The organism is Demequina gelatinilytica, assembly GCF_000971115.1.
In the GTDB taxonomy this organism is placed as follows: domain Bacteria; phylum Actinomycetota; class Actinomycetes; order Actinomycetales; family Demequinaceae; genus Demequina; species Demequina gelatinilytica.
Genome location: NZ_BBLV01000002.1, coordinates 155,988 through 175,178, shown reverse-complemented (window position 1 = coordinate 175,178; position 19,191 = coordinate 155,988). Strand labels below are relative to the sequence as shown.

Here is a 19,191-nt window from a genome sequence, read left to right as displayed (position 1 = left end):
GGTAGATGCGAAAACACCGGCTAGAGACGCTGCCCACCAGGATCCGAGTGCGAGCGCAAGTGCACAGCAATTCGCGCGCGCGCGCGCAGCAGGGACCCGCGCCGCTTTTGCTCGAGCGGACCCCCCGTGAGAGCGAGTGGATCGCGGAATCGACCTTCATCTCGGAGCCGCACCCTTTCGCGATGCTGGGCCACCAGGTCTCATCCTGGTTGAGCGGGCTGCTCTGGACGCGCGACCTTGGCGGTCGCTATTTAGGCGGCACGATGACGCAGAATGACCCCGAGCTGCTGCGCTTGCCGGTGGAGCCGGGTGCTGCGCTGGGGCGCACCGTACGTCTACCGGCGGTACGAGACGAGCGCGACCCTGGGTCTGCGGTGATTCTTGCCAACGCGGTGACTTCCGCCGTCAGGCGCAGGCGCGGCCCGTGCTCCTTCATGTTCGCGCTTGATCAGCTGCGCTACGACCAGACGCCGGCGTCGGAAGCATTGCGCCAAGGTGCACTCAATGGCGTGGCAGGTGACCGTATCCGCAGGCTCGAATCTGAGCCGCCGTACGTTGCTCTCCACATGCGGCGGGGCGACATCGACCCCAATGCGCATGCGGCGCGCTGGGTCCTTCCTGAGTGGTACGCGGAAGTGATCGCGAAGCTACAAAGTGACAAGGCGGTTGCCGCCACGAGGTACTTGGTCTTCACTCAAGGTGCGCAGGCGGCGGAAGAACTGCGAGATGCGCTCCCCGGGGGCGTAGAAGTCATCGGTGATGGAACGCGCGAGTCAGATTTCGCGCACATGGTCGCCGCGCGTCTTCTGGTCCCGGCGCCGTCGTCATTCTCTTTCACCGCGGCCCTGGCGTCGCGCGGGGCAGTGTTGGCGCGCTCGCCCTGGTGGCACGAGATCCCCGATGCCGGAAGGTGGGTGCCGCTCACATCCGGTGGCGACTACGAAGCGGCTGCCCTGGCGCGGGCGATGAACTCGACGGTCGCTTCCTAGTGCGGCGGGAGCAAGTGGGGTATGCAGTGCTAGTCGATCTTCGCAGTCGCGCCCGCAACAAGAGGGCTGAGCATTGCGAATTCTGAGTTGGTTCCATACCGACGACAGCGGTGTCGGCAACTATGCGCAAGTCTCTGGCGATACTCGGGACGAGTCGTTTCGGGACGTTTACCGTCGCTGCATCGGGGTGTTCTTCGCGACTGCGCGACGGGCGAACCCGGACGCGCGGCTCGAGTTGGTACTCAACCGGGAGTGGGATGCGGATGCTTCCCAGGTTGCCGCGCAGGTGTCCGCGATGCTTGCCGATGCGGGCGTTTCCATCTCGGTGATCGAATATGAGCACGAGCCCCCGTCGACGTTCACAGATCGATGGCGCAACCAGTTCTTCGTCCTCGATGTTCTGGCGCATATCGCAAGCACTTCGGACGCCGATGAGCCCTTTGTTGTTCTTGACAGCGATATCGCCTGGTCGACTGCCGGCGCGGCTGATGGGCTTTGGCGGGAGATCGAGGAGGCCGGCGTGGTGACTATGCCCGTCGGATATGAGCACGCGCACCGGGTGAACGGGCTCAGCACCGAGGAGCTGGCCGACCTTCTGGGCCAAGAGACGTTCGACTACTGCGGTGGTGAGTTTGTCGCGGCGATGACCGGTCGATTGCCGGAGCTCGTTGAGGCTGCCGAGGACGTGTATGCCCGCCTGATGGAGGCACACCGCGCCGACAACTCGCTTGCGTTCGAGGAGGCGCACGTGCTGAGCGCGGCCTACGCGCAACTCGGAGCGGGGCCTCTCGCGGATCCCCAGGCGGTGCGCCGCATGTGGACTCAGCCCCTCAAGTTCCGCAACGTCGGCGAGGTCGACCTCGGGCGAGCCCTGTGGCACGTCCCAGCGGAGAAGAGGTATGGGCTTCGCCGGCTCTACGGAGACCTGACCAGTGAGTCGAAGGCGCTCGCACTCGCGAATTATGAGGACTCCGCGTGGGTTGCGCATCTTGGTTCTCGCCTGGGGGTCCCCCGCAACTCGCCCAAGAAGTGGGTGTCGGATGTCGCCGGGGCGGTGCGACGCCGCGTCCGGTAGCAGCGCTGCTTTCCAAAACGTCCGGTTAGTCTGACCTCAACGTCCGGTTGGCACAGGGATACCGCGGAGGTCGGGCTGAGGATGAGCGACACCCCCAGGGCTGACCGGAAGTCACGCCACCGCGTCTGGCCCTGGCTGATCACCGGCCTCATCGTCGCGATCCTCGTCTGGGCGGTCGCGCTCGCGTGGGACGCCCTTGCGCTCGCGGGTGCCGCCCGGGAGGTCGACCAGCATGCGACCGCGGCACAAGAAGCACTGAGCGACCGCGACGCAGCGGCTCTGAGCGAAGAGGTCCAGGCCCTCCAGCAGTCCGCCCATGACCTCGCCGGCGCGACCGATGGCCCGCACTGGTGGATCGCCGCGCACCTGCCGTGGGTGAGGAACCAGGCCGCGCCCATCGTCGCCGTGGGGGAGGCGGCGACCGTACTCGCCGACGACGTCCTCGAGCCGCTGTCGCAGCCCGGCGTCATGGACGCGCTCGACGTGCCCGCCTTCGCGGACGGGCGCATCGACCCGCACCTCTTCGACGCGGCGACCGCACCTCTACAAGAGGCCGATGACGCGCTGAGCGCCCAGGAGGACGCCTTGGCTGCCCTCGACCTCGCCTCCACCACAGACCTCATCGCCGCGCGCGTGGTCGACCTGCGCACACAGATGCGCACGCTCGGGGACCTGGTGCACGGCGGCCGCGTCGCCACCGAGCTGCTCCCCGCGATGCTGGGCGCCGACGAGCCCCGCACCTATCTGGTCATGGTCCAGAACAACGCGGAGCCGCGTGCCACCGGCGGCATCCCCGGCGCCGTCCTCGAGCTCACCGTCGACGACGGCCGCTTCGCGCTGGGCGACTATGTCGCCGCCTCGCAGCTGGTCAACCGCGACGGGGTGGGCGGCCTCACCGACGACGAGGCACGGATCTTCACCGACCGCATGCAGATGTTCCCCCAGGACGTCACCTTCACCCCCGAGTACCCGCGCGCGGCGGAGATGCTCACGCGCTTCTGGGAGGCCGACGGCCGCGACCCGGTGGATGGCGTCGTGTCCGTCGACCCGGTCGCGCTCGGCTGGATGCTCAAGGGCGCGGAGCCCGTCAAGGTGGGCGACTTCGTGCTCCGCACGGGCAACGCTGCGCGGATCCTGCTCAACGAGGCCTATCTCAAGTACCCCGATCCCAAGGAGCAGGACCGCTTCTTCGCCCAGGCGTCCGCGGCGCTGTTCGCCAGCATCGTCTCGGGCGAGGCGACGGCGTTGGGCGGCGTCGAGCGCGCAGTCGAGGAGGGTCGCCTCCGCGTGTGGTCGGCCGATGCGGGGGAGCAGTCGGCGCTCGCGGGCACGGACATCGGCGGGGCCTTCCTGGAGACGGACGATGCGCTGGGCGTCTTCATCAACGACGGCTCCGGGGCGAAGATCGGGTACTACATCGACACCGAGACGTCCGTGGCCGACCGCGTGTGCTCCGACGGGACCCTCGGGGGGCAGGCCGTCACCCTCACGCTGACCCACACGTTCGACGGCGACGTCGCGGCGCTGCCCCCGTGGGTGACCGGCAACGGCAAGTCGGTGGACAAAGGCGATTTCGCGGCCAACATCCTTCTCTATCCCGCCGGCGGAACCGTGGTCACCGAGGTCCGACGGGACGGGGAAAAGGTTGACGCGACCCCCGAGATACACGAGGGCAGGCGCATGGTCGAAGTGCGCGTCGAGATATCCCCGGGGGCTTCCACGGAATTCCAATTTGATATTGGCACCGAGGTAAACAGCCTGCTACGCCCCCATTTTGTTTCCACACCCGGTCCGAAACCCAATGTTTACACGCTCTCCAAGGACGACATTCCGGACAAATGTTAAAGTGGCCGAGTCCGCCAACGCGGGTCTTTTGCGCCGCAACCTTGGAGGTAACAATGATCGTGCGTACTCTCGCCACCGCCGCACTGGGAACCGCGCTCGCGCTCGGTCCCGCGCTCGCGGCGTCTGCAGAGCTCTACCCGGCTCCCGAGGGTGCGCTCACGTGCAGCGTGACCCAGGTCCCCGTCGACACCGTGTTCACGTGCACGGTGACGTCCGACACCGGCACGAATGCACAGCTTCAGACCGTCTTCGCGGGCGATGACGCCACCATCGCCGGCACCGTGACCTCCTCGGAGGTCCCGCTCGTCGACGGGGCGTCCGACTTCACCGTCACCGCGCCCAGCATCGTCGGCACCATCGGCATCACGGGCATCGTCGACGGCACCGCCGTCGACACCGCCTCGGTCGAGGTGGTCGCATCCGACGTCGCCGGCGGTGGCGGCACCACCGGCTCCGGCGGTGGCCTCTCCGGCACCGGCTTCGAGAACCAGGGCCTCGCGATCGGTGCGGGCGTCCTGCTGGTCGCCGGCGCCGCGACGGTCTACATCGCGGCACGTCGCCGCTCCGCCGGGAACCACTGACGGCACCCGATCTCGGGTAGTCGGCCCGCTCGCGCACGGCGCGGGCGGGCCGGCTCAAGCCTGGTCCTTCTAGTCACAAAGGCCCCGAACAGGGCCGTCCGATCGTCGTAGGATGGTCGGCCGGACTTCTGAGGGGCAGGCAGTGAAGACTTTCGCGTGGATCATCGCGCTCGCGTGCATCGCGCTCGGTCTCACGTCCCTCCGTGATGCCGACGGCGGGTCGGCGGCGGCGCCCTCGAGCGCGGCGCCGTCCGCGACCGCGGCGCAGCCCGACGAGCGGGTCTTCGAGACCGGCGTGCCTGCGGAGCTCACCGCGGAGGCGCGGACCGAGATGCGCGAGTGGGCGGAATGGCTCGACAGCGCAGAGGACCTGGCCATCCCCACCGAGTACGTCGAGGGCGGCGGGGATGCGGTGGTCGCGCAGTTCGAGGCGCTCGCCGCCTCCTACCCGGGCAGCCAGGCGAACGCGACCGCGCTGGCGGCTGCGGCAGATGACCTGGCGCCGGCCTACCGCGCTCTCGACCGCGGCGCCCCCGCAGAGGCGAGGGCGGCCCGATGGTTCGAGGCCGCCGCGACCGACCTCGATGGCTTGGGTGCCCGGATAGTCGAGGACTTCGAGCGCGCGGAGCGCGAGTCGGGGTATCGCCTATCGGGTCAGGCCTTCGACACGGACGCGGCATGGACCAACTCCGCGACCGTCGAGCGATGGCTCGACGCTGACACGGTGGAGACCAGCCTGGGAACCGTACGCCTCATCGGGATCGACACGCCCACGCTCGGCGAGGGCTGCTCGACCGCGGACGATGCGCTTGCCGCCGTCGAGCAGATCGCACCCGCCGGCACCATCGTCACGCTGGTGAACCCGCAGGCGGTCGAGGACACCGACAAGTACGGCCGTCTGCTCCGCTACATCGACCTCGCCGACGGCACCGACGTCGGGTACTCGCTGCTGCTCAACGGGGTTGCCGAGGCGCGCTTCGACTCCCGGGACGGGTTCGTGTGGCATCCCAGGGAGAAGGCCTACCGGGACGGCGCGGTCCAGGTCGCCGACGCCGGATGCGCATGGGTGAGCGAGTTCGCCTCAGGCTTCGCGCCGGCCGAAGGCGAGGACGTGGAGAACCGCGCGGCGCGGCTCGCCTCGGTGGAGCTGGCCCTGGATGGCGCCGGGACCAGGTTCGAGATCCTCCTCGAGTCGGCGCAGGCCGCCCATGCCGCCGCCGAGAAGGCCGAGAAGGCTGAGAAGGCCGCGGCCCAGGCCGACTAGCGCGCCTTCTCGGTGGTGTTCTCGTAGCGGTACCCGTACCGCCCGTAGCCGTACGCGTCCGGTCCCTTGGTCGCGAGCATCGTGAGCACCAGTCCCGACAGCGGCGCGCCCACCGTCTCGAGCGAGGCGATCGCGTTGTCCACCTGATGCGTGTGGGTACGCCCCGCGGCCACCACCAGCACCGTCGACCCCACCAGCCGCGCGAGCACGGCCGCGTCGGTGACGGGGAGCAGCGGAGGGGCGTCGTAGAGCACGTAGTCGTAGTCCGCGTCGAGCCGGTCCACCAGCCGCTCCATGAGCGAGCTGCCCAGCAGCTCCGACGGGTTGGGCGGGATCGAGCCTGCCGGAAGCAGGTAGAGGTCGGAGTGCCCCCACCGCTGCACGGCGGTGGCGAGGTCCACGCGGCCGATGAGCACGTCCGTGAGCCCCACCGCGTCCTCGACGCCCATGTAGCTCGCGATCTTGGGGCGGCGCAGGTCGGCGCCCACCAGGAGCACCCGGGCCCCCGCATCGGCGAGCGTGATCGCCAGGTTGGCCGCGGTGGTCGACTTCCCCTCCGAGGGCACGGAGGACGTCAGCACGAACCTCTTCTCCGCGCGGTCGGCGTCCAGGAACTGGAGGTTGGTCCGCAACGTGCGGAAGGACTCGGCGCGGATGCTCAGCGCGTCCTCATGCACGATGAGCGGCCGCTGCCGTGCCCTCGGATCGAAGGCGATGCCGCCCAGCACCGGAGCATCGGTGATGCGCTCGAGGTCGCGTTCGTTGCGCACGCGCGTGTCGAGCGCGGCCCGCAGCAGCGCCACGCCCACACCGATCGCGATCCCGATCACCAGGCCCAGGGCCACGTTGAGCGACTTCTTGGGCGACTGCGGGTGCACGGGGACCTCGGCCTCCTGCACCACGGTGAGGCGCACGGGTGATCCCGCCTCGGCGTCGGTGGTCTCGATCTCCTGGACCGTCTCGATGAGCTGGTTGGCGGTGGCCGTCGCGAGCGAGGCCGCGAACACGGGATCCGCGTCGACGGCCGTCACGTCGATCACCGTCGTGTCCAGCGGTGCGCTCGCGCTCACCTGCGCGCGCGCCTTCGAGACCGGCCAGTGCAGCGCGAGGTCGTCGATCACGGGCTGCAGCACGGCCGAGGTCTTCACCAGGTCCGCATACGTCTTCACCCGCTGCTGCGTGAAGGAGTTGCCCTGCGCCAGGTCGCCGATGCTCTCCGAGTCCGAGGTCGAGACGAACACCGTCGCTGTGGCGCCGTAGGTGGGCGTCGCGAGCAGCGCGTAGGTGAGGCCCACGCCGCCGCCGAGCACCGTCAGCACCACGAGCAGCACCCAGTTCTTGCGCAGGATGCGGATGTAGTCGCCGAGCTCCACGCGTGCCTCCCGGGGCCGGTTGGTGGCAATTGCGGCAATTGTCACACGTGGCGGGCCGATGCGGGAGGAGCGGGGCCGTTCCGGTGGTCGTTCCGATTCATCCAGGTATGGTGAGGTTTGTGACGACGGGTGCATCTCACCGGGTAGACGCCGCCGAACGCATGTACGGCGGTCACGGCTGGGCGGGCAGGTACCAGCGCCGGCTGTTCGTCTCGGATGTCTTCGTGGTCGCGCTGGTCATGGTCGGCGCGCACGCCGCCCGGTTCGGCTGGGACCCGCTCTACCGCGTCGCCGGACCCTCCGCCCCCGCGTACGGCGTGGTGAGCCTGGTGATCGCGACGCTGTGGGTGGTCGCGCTCGGTTCCACCAAGTCCCGCGAGCCGCGCGTGCTCGGCCACGGGCCCCAGGAGTTCCAGCGGGTGGTCGCCGCCGGCTGGTGGACCTTCGCGGTGGTGGCGATCGTGGGCTTCCTCACCCAATGGGACGTGAGCCGCGGGTACCTGGTCTTCGCGATCCCCGTGGGCACCGTGATCCTGCTCATCTACCGTCTGGTGTGGCGCAAGTGGATCCACGCGCAACGCGACCTGGGGAACCTCCGGGCGCAGGTGCTGGTGGTCGGGCCCGTGAAGATGTCCGAGCAGATGATCGCGCGCCTGCGCCGCAAGCCCCGCGCCGGCTACGCCGTGATCGGCGCGTGCGTCCCCGACGGCACCGAGCCGTCCGTCGAGGAGGTGGGCGGCGTGCCGGTGCTGGGCTTCGTGGGCGAGGCGGTCGACGTCGCCAAGCGCATGAACGCGGAGTTCGTGCTGATCTCCGGGACGGATCAGGTGTCGCTCGGGGACGCGCGCCGCATCGGCTGGCAGCTCGAGAACACCGGCATCGGGCTCATCGTGGCCCCCGCGATGGTGGACGTCGCCGGCCCGCGCGTGCTCATGAGCCCCGTCGAGGGCCTCCCTCTGCTCCACGTGGACACCGCGCAGTTCCGCGGTGCCAAGTACATCGCCAAGACCATCTACGACCGTGTCTCCGCCGCGCTGCTCCTCGCTGCCATCTCCTTGCCGATGCTCGCGGTCGCGATCGCGATCAAGGTCACCAGCCCCGGTCCCGTCCTCTTCATCCAGCAGCGCATCGGGAAGGACGGCTCGCCGTTCGGCATGTACAAGTTCCGCTCGATGGTGGCCGATGCCGAGGCCAAGGCGGCGGACGTCATGGGTGGCGAGCTCACGCCCTTCTACAAGAACGAGGACGACCCCCGCATCACGCCGCTGGGCCGCTTCATGCGCCGCTACTCGGTCGACGAGCTCCCGCAGCTGATCAACGTCCTCAAGGGCGACATGTCGATGGTCGGGCCTCGCCCCCAGGTCGCGGCGGAGGTGGCGCACTACGGCGACCTCGAGCGCCGCCGCCTGCTGGTCAAGCCCGGCATGACGGGGCTGTGGCAGGTGTCGGGCCGGTCCTCGCTCACGCCGGCCGAGTCGATCCGGCTCGACGCCTACTACGCGGAGAACTGGTCGATCGGCGGCGACGCGATCATCATCCTGCGCACGGTCGCGGCGGTCCTGGGCAAGTCCGGGGCGTACTGAACCGTCGCGCCGGCCGCCGCGCGACCCGGAGGGGCACGATGCGCGGCGTCCCGGTCAGCCGTGCCCCACGCGGTGCGTGGAGGCGGGCGCACCGGCCCTGCCTCGTCTCCCCGCGCCCCCGGCGCCTCCCGCGGCGAGCGCGAGGCGCCGTCCCCGACGTGGGCCCGTCCGCGCATCGTCCCGCGCCTTGCGCTCGACGGCGGCCAGGGCCTGCTCGACATCGAAGCGCGGCAGCAGGTACAGCGCCGCGAAGTAGGCGAGCACCACGAAGTTCTGGTTGGTGGTGGGGGAGACCGCGACCGTGGCCCCGAGGATGTACACCACCGAGGTGGTCGAGCCCCCGAGCGCATGCACCGCGAGCAGCCACAGCGCGACGCCCACGATGCCGTGCGCGAGCAGGAACCCGCCGGTGCCGGCGAACTCCTCGAAGCGGACGCCGGCGGTGGTCGCGACATCGCCGCTGTACGCGCTGATCGACCCCTCGCCCCACAGCAGCTGGCCGGGGTCCATCTGGGACACCACGGTGTACGCCCCGAAGCGGTGCAGGAAGGATCTGTTGCCCTGCTCGACCAGCGTCGACTCGTTGGTGACGGCCCACCCGGCGCTCACCGCGAAGAACGCGAGGACGGCGAGCCCCGACGGGATGTGGTTGATGAGCCGCCGCGCGCGCACCAGGAGGTAGAGGCCGGGCAGCACGAAGGTGGTCTTCGACAGCGACAGCATGATGCCCAGCCCCGCGGTGAGGGCGTGCCGCGTGCGGTACCTGCTGCGCGGATCGAGGTAGATCACCATGAGCGTGCCCACCAGGAGCGACGCGAAGAACCCGCCCTCGCGCGACAGCCCGGAGACGCGGACGCTGTCGCCGATCACGGCGTAGAAGTTGGTGAACGTCTGCGTCGCGTGCTCGCCCCACACGGCCTCCGACAGCGCCTTGGGGCCAAGCGTGCGTGCGAGCTCGCGCGAGCCCGCGGTGCCGATGGTGACCAGCGTCCACTGCACCACGGCGAGCGCGACGCTCACCGTGATCCAGCGGTACAGGTGGAACAGCCCGCTGCGATGCGCGAACACCAGGTAGAGCACGCTGATGATCAGGGCCGCCACCTTGACCAGGTTGGACAGGGAGTGCACGGACAGCACTGCAGCCGTCACGACCGTGATCGCGAGCGGGTAGGGCGCGGGCTTGAGGTTCCACACCCAGCGCACGAACCTCGGGTGGAGCACCGCGACCACCACCTCGAGGTACAGCGTCACTCCGCCGAACAGCGGGGAGAAGATCTGCGCGACGAAGAGGAAGAAGAACAGGTGCGACATCACGTGGTCGACCGGGCGCAGCGAGTCCGCGCCGGGGGCGCGGCGAGCGCGTGAACGGGTGAGCGCGGCGGCGCGCTCGCGGCGGGTGGCGGCGCGGCTACCCATCGCCCCGGGCACGCCCACGCGCGGTGACGGTGCGATCCAGGGGGCATCCGGCCATGCGGTCAGGCTAGCCGCGAACGGTGCGTCCGTCATCCTGGTTTGGGCTGGTTTGCGCACGTATGTGACTAGCATGGGCGGGACGGAACGGAGGCGCGAGCGATGACCGGTCTCATCGTCCATGAGTGGATCGCACGGCTCGGCGGCTCCGAGAAGGTGGTCTCCGAGCTGGTCGCGATGCGCCCCGGCTCCGACGTCGAGGTCCTGTGGGTGGACGACCCTGGCGCGCTCGCAGGCGTCCAGGGCCGCATCGTCGAGAGCCCCCTCGCGCGCACGCCGCTGCGACGCTCGAAGGCGGCCTCGGTGCTCGCGATGCCCGCGGTGTGGCGCATGGGCGCCCGCCGGCGCGACTACGACTGGGTGCTGGTGAGCACGCACGCCTTCGCTCACCACATCAAGGTGCCCGACGGCGTGCCCAAGCTGGTCTACGTGCACAGTCCCGCGCGCTACCTGTGGGTCCCCGAGCTGGACCCCCGCGGCAGCGGCCTGGTGGCACGCACGCTCGCCCCGCCGCTCAAGGCGCTCGACCGCGCCCGCGCCCAGGAGGCCACGTCCATCGTCGCCAACAGCAGGTTCGTGAGCGAGCGCATCCAGCATGCCTGGCAGCGCGAGTCCGGCGTCATCTACCCGCCCGTCGCGGTCGCGCGCATCCAGGGCACGGACTGGGACGCGCGGCTGAGCGAGGGCGAGGCCCGCGCGCTCGCGGCGCTGCCCGGGCCGTTCGTGCTGGGCATGTCCCGCTTCATCGACTACAAGCGGCTCGACCGCGTCATCGAGATCGCGGAGGCCGCCGGCATGCCCGCCGTCATCGCGGGGGACGGGCCCAACCGCGCTGCCCTCGAGGCGCAGGCGCGCGCGGCCGCGGTGCCCGTGCGGGTGGTGATCGCGCCCTCCGACGCGATGCTCTACGGGCTCTTCGCGCGTGCCGCGGCGCTGGTGTTCCCCGCGGTGGAGGACTTCGGCATCGTCCCCGTGGAGGCCATGGCGGTGGGCACCCCGGTGATCGCGAACCGTGTGGGCGGGACCGGTGAGTCCGTCGAGCACGGGGTGAGCGGGTTCCTGGTGGACCCCGACGACACGGCGGAGGTGGTGGCCGCGCTCGACGCCGCGGGCACGCTGGACCGCGTCGCGATCGCCGCCTCCGCGCGCCGCTTCGACACCGCGGTGTTCCACCAGCGCATCGAGGGCTGGGTGGGCGAGAGGGTGGTGGCATGAGGCCCGTGCGGCGCCTGGTGGTCAACGGCGCCTTCCTCGCACAGAAGGTCACCGGCCAGCAGCGCTACGCGCATGAGCTCCTGCGCGCGCTCCAGCGCGAGTACCCCGGGCGCGTCACGGTCGCGCGGCCTCCTGGCTGGGTGGGCGGGAGCAAGGTGGGGGCGTGGCTGTGGGTGCAGTCGCTCGGGCTGCGCGCGGGACGTGGCGCGGCGCTGCTGTCCCTGACCAGCCGCGGGCCGGTGCTCGCGCGGCGCCACGTGGTGGTGGTCCACGACCTCTTCCCGCTCGACCACCCCGAGTGGTACACGGCGCTGTACGGCATCCTGCACCGCGCCGTGCTGCGCCTCCACCTGCGCCGCAGCGCCGCCATCGTCACCGTGAGCGAGCCTGTCGCCGCTCAGGTCCGGGCGCTGGCGCCCGAGGGCACGCCCGTCATCGTCGCCCCCAACGCCGCTGCCGACGTGTTCCTGCGCCACCTGCCGTCGGACGCGACGGTCGCGCGGGTCGAGGCGCTCGGGCTGGTCCCAGGCGCGTATGCGCTCGCGGTCGGCTCGCGCGACCCCCGCAAGAACGTGGCCGTCCTGCTCGAGGCGCTCGCCTCCCTTCCGGACGATGCGGTGCGGCCCGGCATGCTCGCGCTCGTGGGCAGCGGGGACGGCTCGGTCTACGCGTCCTCCGGCGACGTCACGGACGCCCGCGGCTGCGCCGTCGCGACCGGGTACGTGAGCGACGACGACCTCGCGGCGCTCTACGCCCACGCCGGCGCGGTCGCGTTCCCCAGCCTCGACGAGGGCTTCGGGCTGCCCGCGGTCGAGGCCCTCGCATGCGGTGCGCCCCTGGTGGTCTCCGACATCCCCGTGTTCCGCTGGGTCTGCGGCGAGGACGCGACCTACGTCGCACCGGACGATGCGCGGGGTTGGGCGGCGGCGCTCGTGGATGCCGCCGCGGGGCGCCTTCCGCGCCCGAACGTCGAGACCATCCACGCCTTCCAGCTGCGGTTCTCGTGGACCCGCAGCGCGCACGCCGTCGGCGAGGCGCTGCTGACCGAGGAGGATCAGGTCCCCGCTCAGGCCTCGACGCCCAGCGCCTCCCGGTAGCGGTCGAGCAGCGCCTCGACGTGCGCGTCCATGTCGAGCTGTGCGGCGGTCGCGCGGGCCCCGGCCGCGAGCCGGTCCTGGAGCGCCGGGTCCGCGAGGAAGCACGTGAGGATCGCGCGCAGCGCCGCGGGGCTCGGGTCGGGCGCCACGAGCCCGTTGACGCCGTCCTCGATGAGCGGCCCGGCGGCGAGCGCGTTGGTGAGCACGGGCGTGCCCGCGAGCATCGCCTCGGCCGTGACGAGCGGGAAGTTCTCCGGCCACGTCGACGGCATCACCAGCGCCTGGGCGTGCGCGACCGCCTCCTCCTTGGCCGCCCCGTCCAGCCAGCCGAGCGCCGTGACCCCCGCATCGGCCTCCCGCACGCGGGGCTCGAGCGGGCCCGCGCCCGCGATCGCGAGGCGTGCGTCGCCGATCCCGTCGCCCCACGCCTCGAGCAGCTCCGCGACGCCCTTGCGCTCGGAGAGCTTGCCCAGGAACAGCAGCCCGCCATCGCGTGGACCCTCCTGCGCGCGTGCCGACCATGGCCAACCGTGGGGGATCACCGCGACGCGCTCGGGAGGCACGTCGAGCCCGAGCGCGAGGTTGCGGTCCCGCGTCCGGGCAGACGGGAAGATCAGCAGGGACGCGCGTGCCGCGGCACGCGAGTGCACCGCCGTCCGGAGGCGTTGGAGCGCCCCGAGCCGGTCGACCGCGACGCCGCCGCGCGCCCCGGTCGCGCGCGTGTCCACCAGCGCGTAGTCGTGCACCGTGTGGAGCACCGGCCGTCCGGGGAGCGCGCGGAGCACCCCGGCGCCCACGCCCTGGAAGCGATGGACGTGGACCACATCGGCGTCGAGCGCGCCGCGCCGGTAGCCCCGCGGCGCGCGCACCGCCGCCCAGGTGTCGAGCGCGTGGAACAGCGCCCGGGCGGCGGGGTGGGGTCCGCGGCCGTCGGACGGGTACGGGCGCCAGACGGGCCGGACCTCGACGCGTACATCCGCGGCCTCGAGCCGGTCCCGGGTCGCCTGGTCGATGGTCGGCGTCGCCACCGCGACGTCGGCCACGCGCGCCTGCGCGATCGCGAGCTCGACGCAGTAGAGCTCGGCGCCGCCCAGCGGCGCGCGGAGGCTGCTCGCGACGTGGATGATCCGCATCGGTCCCTCGCTGACGTGCCTGGGCTGACGGGCATCGGCAGTCTAGCCACGCGCGTCGCGGGCTGGCTAGAGTCGGGACGAAGGGGACGAACCGACGCCCGCACCGGGCGCGACTGGAGGTGGATCCGCGCGTGGTGGACAAGGTGCCGGTCGTGTACGTCGCCGGGTGGGGCCGCAGCGGGACCACGCTCATCGACCGCATCCTGGGCCAGTCGCCCGATCTCATGTCGCTGGGCGAGGTGGGGCTGCTGCCCGAGCGCGGGATCATGGGCGGCGAGCTCTGCGGATGCGGGCTCGCGTTCCAGGGCTGCCCATTCTGGACCGCGGTCGGGGAGCGCGCCTTCGGCGGCTGGGACCAGGTCGACGCGCCCCGGATGAAGGTGCTGTTCCACGACCTGGGCCGCGTGCGCCACGACCTGCTGCCACGATTCCTGGTCGAGCGCGGCGACTACCTGGAGCGGGTGCGCGAGTACCTCGACTTCTACACCGCGGTGCTGGTCGCGGCGCATCAGGAGAGCGGGCGCATCCCTATCGACTCGAGCAAGCACCCCACCGTCGCGAGCGTGCTCGCGCGCTCCGAGCGGCTCGACGTGCGCGTGCTGCACGTGGTCCGCGATCCGCGGGGCGTCGCGTACTCGTGGACCAAGGCCGTGACGCGGACCGATGCGGGTGCCGGCTCGCATGAGGAGATCACGCGCCTGGTGCCCGAGCGCAGCGGGTGGATCTGGCTGCGCATGAACGCCGTCGCGGGGTCGCTCGCCCGCAAGGCCTCGGGCTACGTCCGCGTCCGCTACGAGGATGCCGTGGCGGATCCCGCCGGGGTGCTCGGGGGCGCGCTCGAGCGGCTCGGGCTGCCGAGCGACGGCGTGCCGGGCATCGGCCCCGCCGGGGAGATCGACCTCGCGGCCTGCCACACGGTGGCCGGCAACCCCTCCCGCATGCGGGTGGGCGCGACGCGGCTGCGGCTCGACTCGGAGTGGCGCACCGCGCTGCCGGCGGGGACGCGGCGCCGCGTCGGCCTGGTCACCGCGCCCCTGCGGAAGCGCTACGGGTACTGAGATGGCGCGTGCGCATCGGACCATCCTGGTGACCGGGGTGCCGCGCTCGGGCACCACGCCCATCGGCGAGGTGCTCGGCTTCGCGCCCAGCACGCGGTTCCTCTACGAGCCGCTCAACTACGAGTCGGGGCTGCGCTCCATCGAGGCTTACTTCCCCACGGTGGGCGACACCCGCGACCACGACGAGGACATCCAGGCGATCCTCGACCTCCGGCTGCGCCTGCGCAGCGGGGTGTTCCCGGAGGACCGCGGGCTGCGGCGTCTGGGCAAGTACGTGGTCGGGGGGCAGAGCCGTGTCTCGGCACGCGCGCTGCGCTGGGGGCCCACGCCCGATCATGTGATCTGGAAGGACCCGTTCGCGATCTTCCTGGTCGCGCGCATCGCGACGCGCTTCGCGGTGCCCACCGTCATCACGATGCGCGACCCGCACGCCGTAGCGGCCAGCTTCAAGCGGCTCGGGTGGAGCTTCGACATCCGTGGGATCCAGCGACGCCTGGACCCCGGGGGCGACGCCCCCTGGGCGCTGTCCGAGGACGCGCTCACGCTCGCCGAGTCGGGCTCCGCGGCCACGGGCGCCGCGCTGTGGAGGCTCGGCTACGGCCACGCGAGCGCGACCACCGCGGGGCTGGCCAACATCGCATGGGTGTCCGTCGAGGACGTGCTCGAGCAGCCGCGCGCGGTCTACGAGCGGCTCTACGAGTTCTGCGGGCTCGAGCTCTCCGAGGACGCCGTGCGCGCGCTCGAGGACAAGTACCGCGCCGGCGGGCGCGAGACGCCCACGCGCACCCACGACCGGCATCGTGACGTGGGCGCCGTCGCCACCTACTGGCACGGAAGCCTCACGGAGGAGGAGAACGCCGCCGTCGACGCGCTCACCGCGGACGTGCGCGTGGGGGTGCCCGCCTCGCGTTCGGGGCTCCCGTGAGCGCGTCCGGTATGCCGGGATTGCACTGTTATATGGTGGCGCCATGCTCGACGGGCTGAGGAGTACCACGGAGTTCATGGCGCGCAGCGCGACCTCCGGCGCGCGCGTCCTGCCGGACTTCCTCATCATCGGCGCGCAGAAGGCCGGCACCACGTCCCTGAGCGAGTACCTCGAGCAGCTCGACGCGGTGCGCCCGGCCTTCCGCAAGGAGGTCCACTACTTCGACCACCACCACACGCGCGGCGAGGCCTGGTACCGCGCGCACTTCCCACGCGCGGGGGAGTCCCGCGACTGGCTCGCCGGAGACGCCTCGCCGTTCTACCTCGCGCATCCGAAGGCGCCCGAGCGCGCCGCGGCGCTCCTGCCGGACGCGCGCATCGTCGCGCTGCTGCGAGACCCCGTCGAGCGCGCGTTCTCGCACTTCCATCACGAGCGTGCGCTCGGGCATGAGGACGTCGAGACCTTCCGCGAGGCGGTCGACCGCGAGGAGGAGCGCACCGCCGCCGCGTGGGAGGCGCTCGCGGCCGGCGCTCAGCGCCGCGTGGTCGCCGAGCGATGCAGCTACGTGCGCCGCGGCCTCTACGCCCCGCAGCTGCGCCGCTGGCTCGCGAGCTACCCGCGCGAGCAGGTGTTCGTGGGGCTCTCGAGCGACATGTTCGCGGACCCCGCCGGCTTCCTCACCGAGGTGACCGGCTTCCTGGGCCTGGGCGGGGCGAGCCTCGCGGGCCTCGACCTCGCACCGCGCAACGCACGCCAGTACAAGGGGATCCCCGAGGAGGACGTCGCGTACGTGCGACCGATGTTCGAGCAGGATGCAGCCGAGCTCGCGCAGCTGCTCGGCAGGGAGATCCCGTGGGCGTGAGCGATCCGCACCGGATGGTGTTCGTGGGCGGCGCGCACCGCTCGGGCACCACGGTGCTCGCCAAGGTGATGGCGGCATCGTCCGAGATCGCGGGCCTGGTGGGCACCGGGGTCCCGGAGGACGAGGGCCAGCACCTCCAGACCGTCCTGCCGATCGCGATGGAGCTGGGAGGCCCCACGCGCTGGGCGCTCCATCCCGAGGCCCACGAGGACGCGGCGCCCGAGCCGATGCGCGAGGACATGCGCCGGACCATCGAGGAGGCGTGGGAGCCGTACTGGTCCTCCGATGCCTCGCTCAGGGTGGAGAAGTCGCCGCCCAACGTCGCGAGGCTGCCGTTCCTCCAGTCGGTGTGGCCGGATGCGCGGTTCATCGTCATCACGCGCCATCCGCTCATCCAGGCGCTCGCGGTGCACAAGTGGGACCGGTCGCTGCCGATGCTGCTTCCCACGCTCGGGCTGCGGTTCGAGGGCACGCTCGACAACTGGTTCGCCATCCACGAGGGGCTCGCGGCCGACGCCCCGGGGATCCGCAACCTCCTGGTCCTGCGCTACGAGCACCTCATGCGCGATCCCGCACGGGAGCTGGGCAAGGTCTCCGAGTTCCTGGGGCTCTCCGAGCCGCTGGACGCCTCGATGATCGACGCGGCACGCTCCGACGCCTACCGGGGGTTCGTGGAGAGCCAGCGCACACGCCGCTGGGGTCCGCACCCGCCCGTGATGTCGCCCACGCGCCAGCGTTCCGGCCTCAAGTGGTCGATGTACGGCTCGAGCTGGGCCGTGGTGAGCCGCGTCGACTCCCTCACCGGGCGGTACACGCGCATCGCCGAGCGCTACGAGGACCGGGCGCGCGCGCTCGGCTACTCGATGCATGACCTCGACGACGTCCGCGAGTTCGTGGGGAGCTGACGTGGCTGTGGAGACCTCGGTGACCGCGCGGGTGCTGCCTCCCGCGCGCCGTCTCAAGTGGCGCATCGGCGCCACCGCGTGGGGGACCGGCGCGATCGCGCGCCTGCGCCGCCACACGCGGGGGCTGACGATGCGCGACACGGCGCTGGTGGTCGAGGGCTTCCCGCGCTCGGGCAACTCCTTCCTGGTGCGGTACCTGCGGACCTGCGATCCGGAGCTCCGGCTGGGCCACCACCTCCACGTGGTGGGCCAGTACGCGCGCGCCGCCCGGTGGGACGTGCCCGCCGTGCTGGTGGTGCGCCGACCGCTGGACGCGGTGCTGTCGCTCCTGGTCGCGGACCCGCGCATGGATGCGGCGCTGGCGGTCGAGTGGTGGCGCTTCTACCACCAGCGGATGCTCCCGTACCTGGACCAGGTGATGGTGCTGCCGTTCGAGCGATTCACGGCGGACCCCGAGGGCGCCGCCCACGCGATCGAGCAGCGCTACGGGCTCGACCTCCACGCGGAGCCGTACGACGAGGAGCTGCAGGAGCGCATCCGCGCCCGCCTGCTCGAGACCCCGGGCTACCAGCGCAAGGGCATGGCCGGGCTGGTGCCGGTGCCCACGGAGGAGAAGAAGGCGCGCCGCCGCGAGCTCGAGGACCAGGCGGTCGCGGCGCTCGCGGGCAGCGGTTGCGAGGAGCTCCACGCGCGGATCCTGGAGCGCGCCGGGTTCTAGCCCCCCTTGCGCCCCGCCCCCTTGCGTCCCGCCCCCTTGCGTCCCGCTGACACATGGATGCTCGCACACGGACCTGTGCGCACCTCCATGTGTCAGCGAGGCGCGAGCCGGGCGCCGATGGTGAGCCGCAGCATGCGGCGGCACCACGCTGGTCGCCCGCTCAGGTCCTGGAACGAGAACCTGACCGTGTGCCATCCCGCCGAGCCGAACTCGGTATCGCGCTCGCGATCACGCCTCCTACCGGCGCGGCTGCCGTGATACGCCTCGCCGTCGCACTCGATCACGGTGCGCGAGCTCCGATGAACGGCATCGGCGGTGCGGTCCCGTCCCTCGACGACCATCGCGACCTGCCACTCGAGCTCCGCGAACTCCGGTCCGACGAACACCTCACGCCGTGCCATCACCTCGGTCGGCGAGGTCGCCCCGGTCACGAACTCGCCCATGATCCCGTCGAACACCCGGCGATCCGGCAGGCGCGAACGTCGCTTCGCCGCATCGATCAGGCGCCGGGGTCCCGCGATCCTGAGCCACAGCGCGCGGTAGAGCACGTCCTTGCGACGCCACCTTGGGGCGCACGCCCAGGCGTCGAGCAGCGCCGCCTCTGCCGGGAGGCATCGCACTCCGCCGCGGGATGACGTCACGCGCGGGAGCCGCGTGCGCGTGAGGTCCACCCATGCGGGAGCGCGTGCGTTCCAGGACGACGGACCGAGGCAGCGGACCGTGTCGGGAGCCGGGTAGCGGGTGTCGAGCAGGTGCAGCGCTGACTCTCCCGCGATCAGCACGCGCCCCTTCGACCACGCCTGCACCGCCTCGCACCGCACCGCGTGGGAATCGGCGCACGCCGCCGCGACGTAGACGCCGGGGAGCAGCGCGACGATGCGTCCCCGCCGCGCAGCGTTCTCCAGCCCGCGTCGTCCGACGGCCGTGAGCACCGCGCTGCGAGTCATGGCTCCCGGCGCACGCCACTCGAGCCGCGTGACCAGCTGGTCCACGCGACGATCGAGCTCGAGGGACCGGGGCACTCGCGCATCGTGCCTCGCCTGCGAGGACGAGCGTCGCGGCGGGCCTCGACCTGTGGAAGGGAGGGCGGGCGTGAGG

General features: G+C 71.6%; 17 protein-coding genes. 13 read left to right on the top strand and 4 right to left on the bottom strand.

Annotated features, from left to right (window positions below; genetic code table 11):
• Positions 1-59 precede the first annotated feature (59 nt).
• The 5 genes from AOM00_RS02195 to AOM00_RS02175 all read left to right on the top strand — a co-directional run bounded on the left by AOM00_RS02195 (position 60) and on the right by AOM00_RS02175 (position 5,754).
• Positions 60-989 carry a hypothetical protein gene (locus AOM00_RS02195; protein ID WP_062516235.1) on the top strand — a complete coding sequence of 310 codons (930 nt, stop codon included), beginning with the start codon at positions 60-62 and terminating at the stop codon, positions 987-989.
• Positions 990-1,062: 73 nt separating this feature from the next.
• Complete coding sequence (locus tag AOM00_RS02190; RefSeq protein ID WP_156158986.1) at positions 1,063-2,064, top strand: hypothetical protein; 1,002 nt, start codon at positions 1,063-1,065, stop codon at positions 2,062-2,064.
• An 81-nt stretch (positions 2,065-2,145) separates the two neighbouring features.
• On the top strand, positions 2,146-3,909 hold the full coding sequence (locus AOM00_RS02185) for a DUF4012 domain-containing protein (RefSeq protein ID WP_062516233.1): 1,764 nt from the start codon (positions 2,146-2,148) through the stop codon (positions 3,907-3,909).
• Between the two features lie 53 nt (positions 3,910-3,962).
• Complete coding sequence (locus AOM00_RS02180; RefSeq protein ID WP_062516232.1) at positions 3,963-4,490, top strand: hypothetical protein; 528 nt, start codon at positions 3,963-3,965, stop codon at positions 4,488-4,490.
• Positions 4,491-4,632: 142 nt separating this feature from the next.
• Positions 4,633-5,754 (top strand): thermonuclease family protein, encoded by a 1,122-nt coding sequence (locus AOM00_RS02175; protein WP_062516231.1) that lies wholly within the window; start codon positions 4,633-4,635, stop codon positions 5,752-5,754.
• Here the strand turns inward: AOM00_RS02175 and AOM00_RS02170 are convergent.
• Entirely contained in the window at positions 5,751-7,127 is a 1,377-nt protein-coding gene (locus AOM00_RS02170) for a tyrosine-protein kinase domain-containing protein (protein ID WP_062516230.1), read from the bottom strand. The genes AOM00_RS02175 and AOM00_RS02170 overlap by 4 nt on opposite strands.
• A gap of 161 nt (positions 7,128-7,288) precedes the next feature.
• Between AOM00_RS02170 and AOM00_RS02165 the strand changes: the two genes are divergently transcribed.
• The gene (locus AOM00_RS02165; RefSeq protein WP_062516229.1) at positions 7,289-8,710 is read left to right on the top strand and encodes a sugar transferase; all 1,422 of its coding nucleotides are present in this window, start codon (positions 7,289-7,291) and stop codon (positions 8,708-8,710) included.
• 54 nt (positions 8,711-8,764) lie between these two features.
• On the opposite strand, the gene AOM00_RS02160 is transcribed toward AOM00_RS02165, so the two are convergent.
• On the bottom strand, positions 8,765-10,126 hold the full coding sequence (locus tag AOM00_RS02160; RefSeq protein WP_062516228.1) for a hypothetical protein: 1,362 nt from the start codon (positions 10,124-10,126) through the stop codon (positions 8,765-8,767).
• Between the two features lie 156 nt (positions 10,127-10,282).
• On the opposite strand from AOM00_RS02160, the gene AOM00_RS02155 reads away from it, so the two are divergent.
• Both AOM00_RS02155 and AOM00_RS02150 read left to right on the top strand, forming a co-directional pair.
• Entirely contained in the window at positions 10,283-11,395 is a 1,113-nt protein-coding gene (locus AOM00_RS02155; RefSeq protein WP_062516227.1) for a glycosyltransferase, read from the top strand.
• Positions 11,392-12,492, top strand: a complete 1,101-nt coding sequence (locus AOM00_RS02150; protein WP_082096434.1) for a glycosyltransferase family 4 protein — start codon at positions 11,392-11,394, stop codon at positions 12,490-12,492. The genes AOM00_RS02155 and AOM00_RS02150 overlap by 4 nt, the downstream gene beginning before the upstream one ends.
• Here the strand turns inward: AOM00_RS02150 and AOM00_RS02145 are convergent.
• Complete coding sequence (locus AOM00_RS02145; RefSeq protein WP_062516225.1) at positions 12,462-13,625, bottom strand: glycosyltransferase; 1,164 nt, start codon at positions 13,623-13,625, stop codon at positions 12,462-12,464. The genes AOM00_RS02150 and AOM00_RS02145 overlap by 31 nt on opposite strands.
• A 131-nt stretch (positions 13,626-13,756) precedes the next feature.
• Between AOM00_RS02145 and AOM00_RS02140 the strand changes: the two genes are divergently transcribed.
• From AOM00_RS02140 to AOM00_RS02120, 5 genes are read left to right on the top strand one after another with little or no spacing between them, the layout of a single operon-like run.
• Positions 13,757-14,683, top strand: coding sequence for a sulfotransferase domain-containing protein (locus AOM00_RS02140; RefSeq protein WP_062516224.1), 927 nt, complete (start codon positions 13,757-13,759; stop codon positions 14,681-14,683).
• A 1-nt stretch (position 14,684) separates the two neighbouring features.
• Positions 14,685-15,608, top strand: coding sequence for a sulfotransferase (locus AOM00_RS02135; RefSeq protein ID WP_062516223.1), 924 nt, complete (start codon positions 14,685-14,687; stop codon positions 15,606-15,608).
• Positions 15,609-15,651: 43 nt separating this feature from the next.
• Positions 15,652-16,470, top strand: coding sequence for a sulfotransferase domain-containing protein (locus AOM00_RS02130; protein ID WP_062516222.1), 819 nt, complete (start codon positions 15,652-15,654; stop codon positions 16,468-16,470).
• Positions 16,467-17,375 (top strand): sulfotransferase family protein, encoded by a 909-nt coding sequence (locus AOM00_RS02125; protein ID WP_156158985.1) that lies wholly within the window; start codon positions 16,467-16,469, stop codon positions 17,373-17,375. Before AOM00_RS02130 ends, AOM00_RS02125 begins: the two co-directional genes overlap by 4 nt.
• A 1-nt stretch (position 17,376) precedes the next feature.
• Positions 17,377-18,093 carry a sulfotransferase family protein gene (locus AOM00_RS02120; protein WP_062516220.1) on the top strand — a complete coding sequence of 239 codons (717 nt, stop codon included), beginning with the start codon at positions 17,377-17,379 and terminating at the stop codon, positions 18,091-18,093.
• Positions 18,094-18,185: 92 nt separating this feature from the next.
• Here the strand turns inward: AOM00_RS02120 and AOM00_RS02115 are convergent, their stop codons facing one another.
• The gene (locus tag AOM00_RS02115) at positions 18,186-19,115 is read right to left on the bottom strand and encodes a putative endonuclease domain-containing protein (RefSeq protein WP_062516219.1); all 930 of its coding nucleotides are present in this window, start codon (positions 19,113-19,115) and stop codon (positions 18,186-18,188) included.
• Between the last annotated feature and the right edge of the window lie 76 nt (positions 19,116-19,191).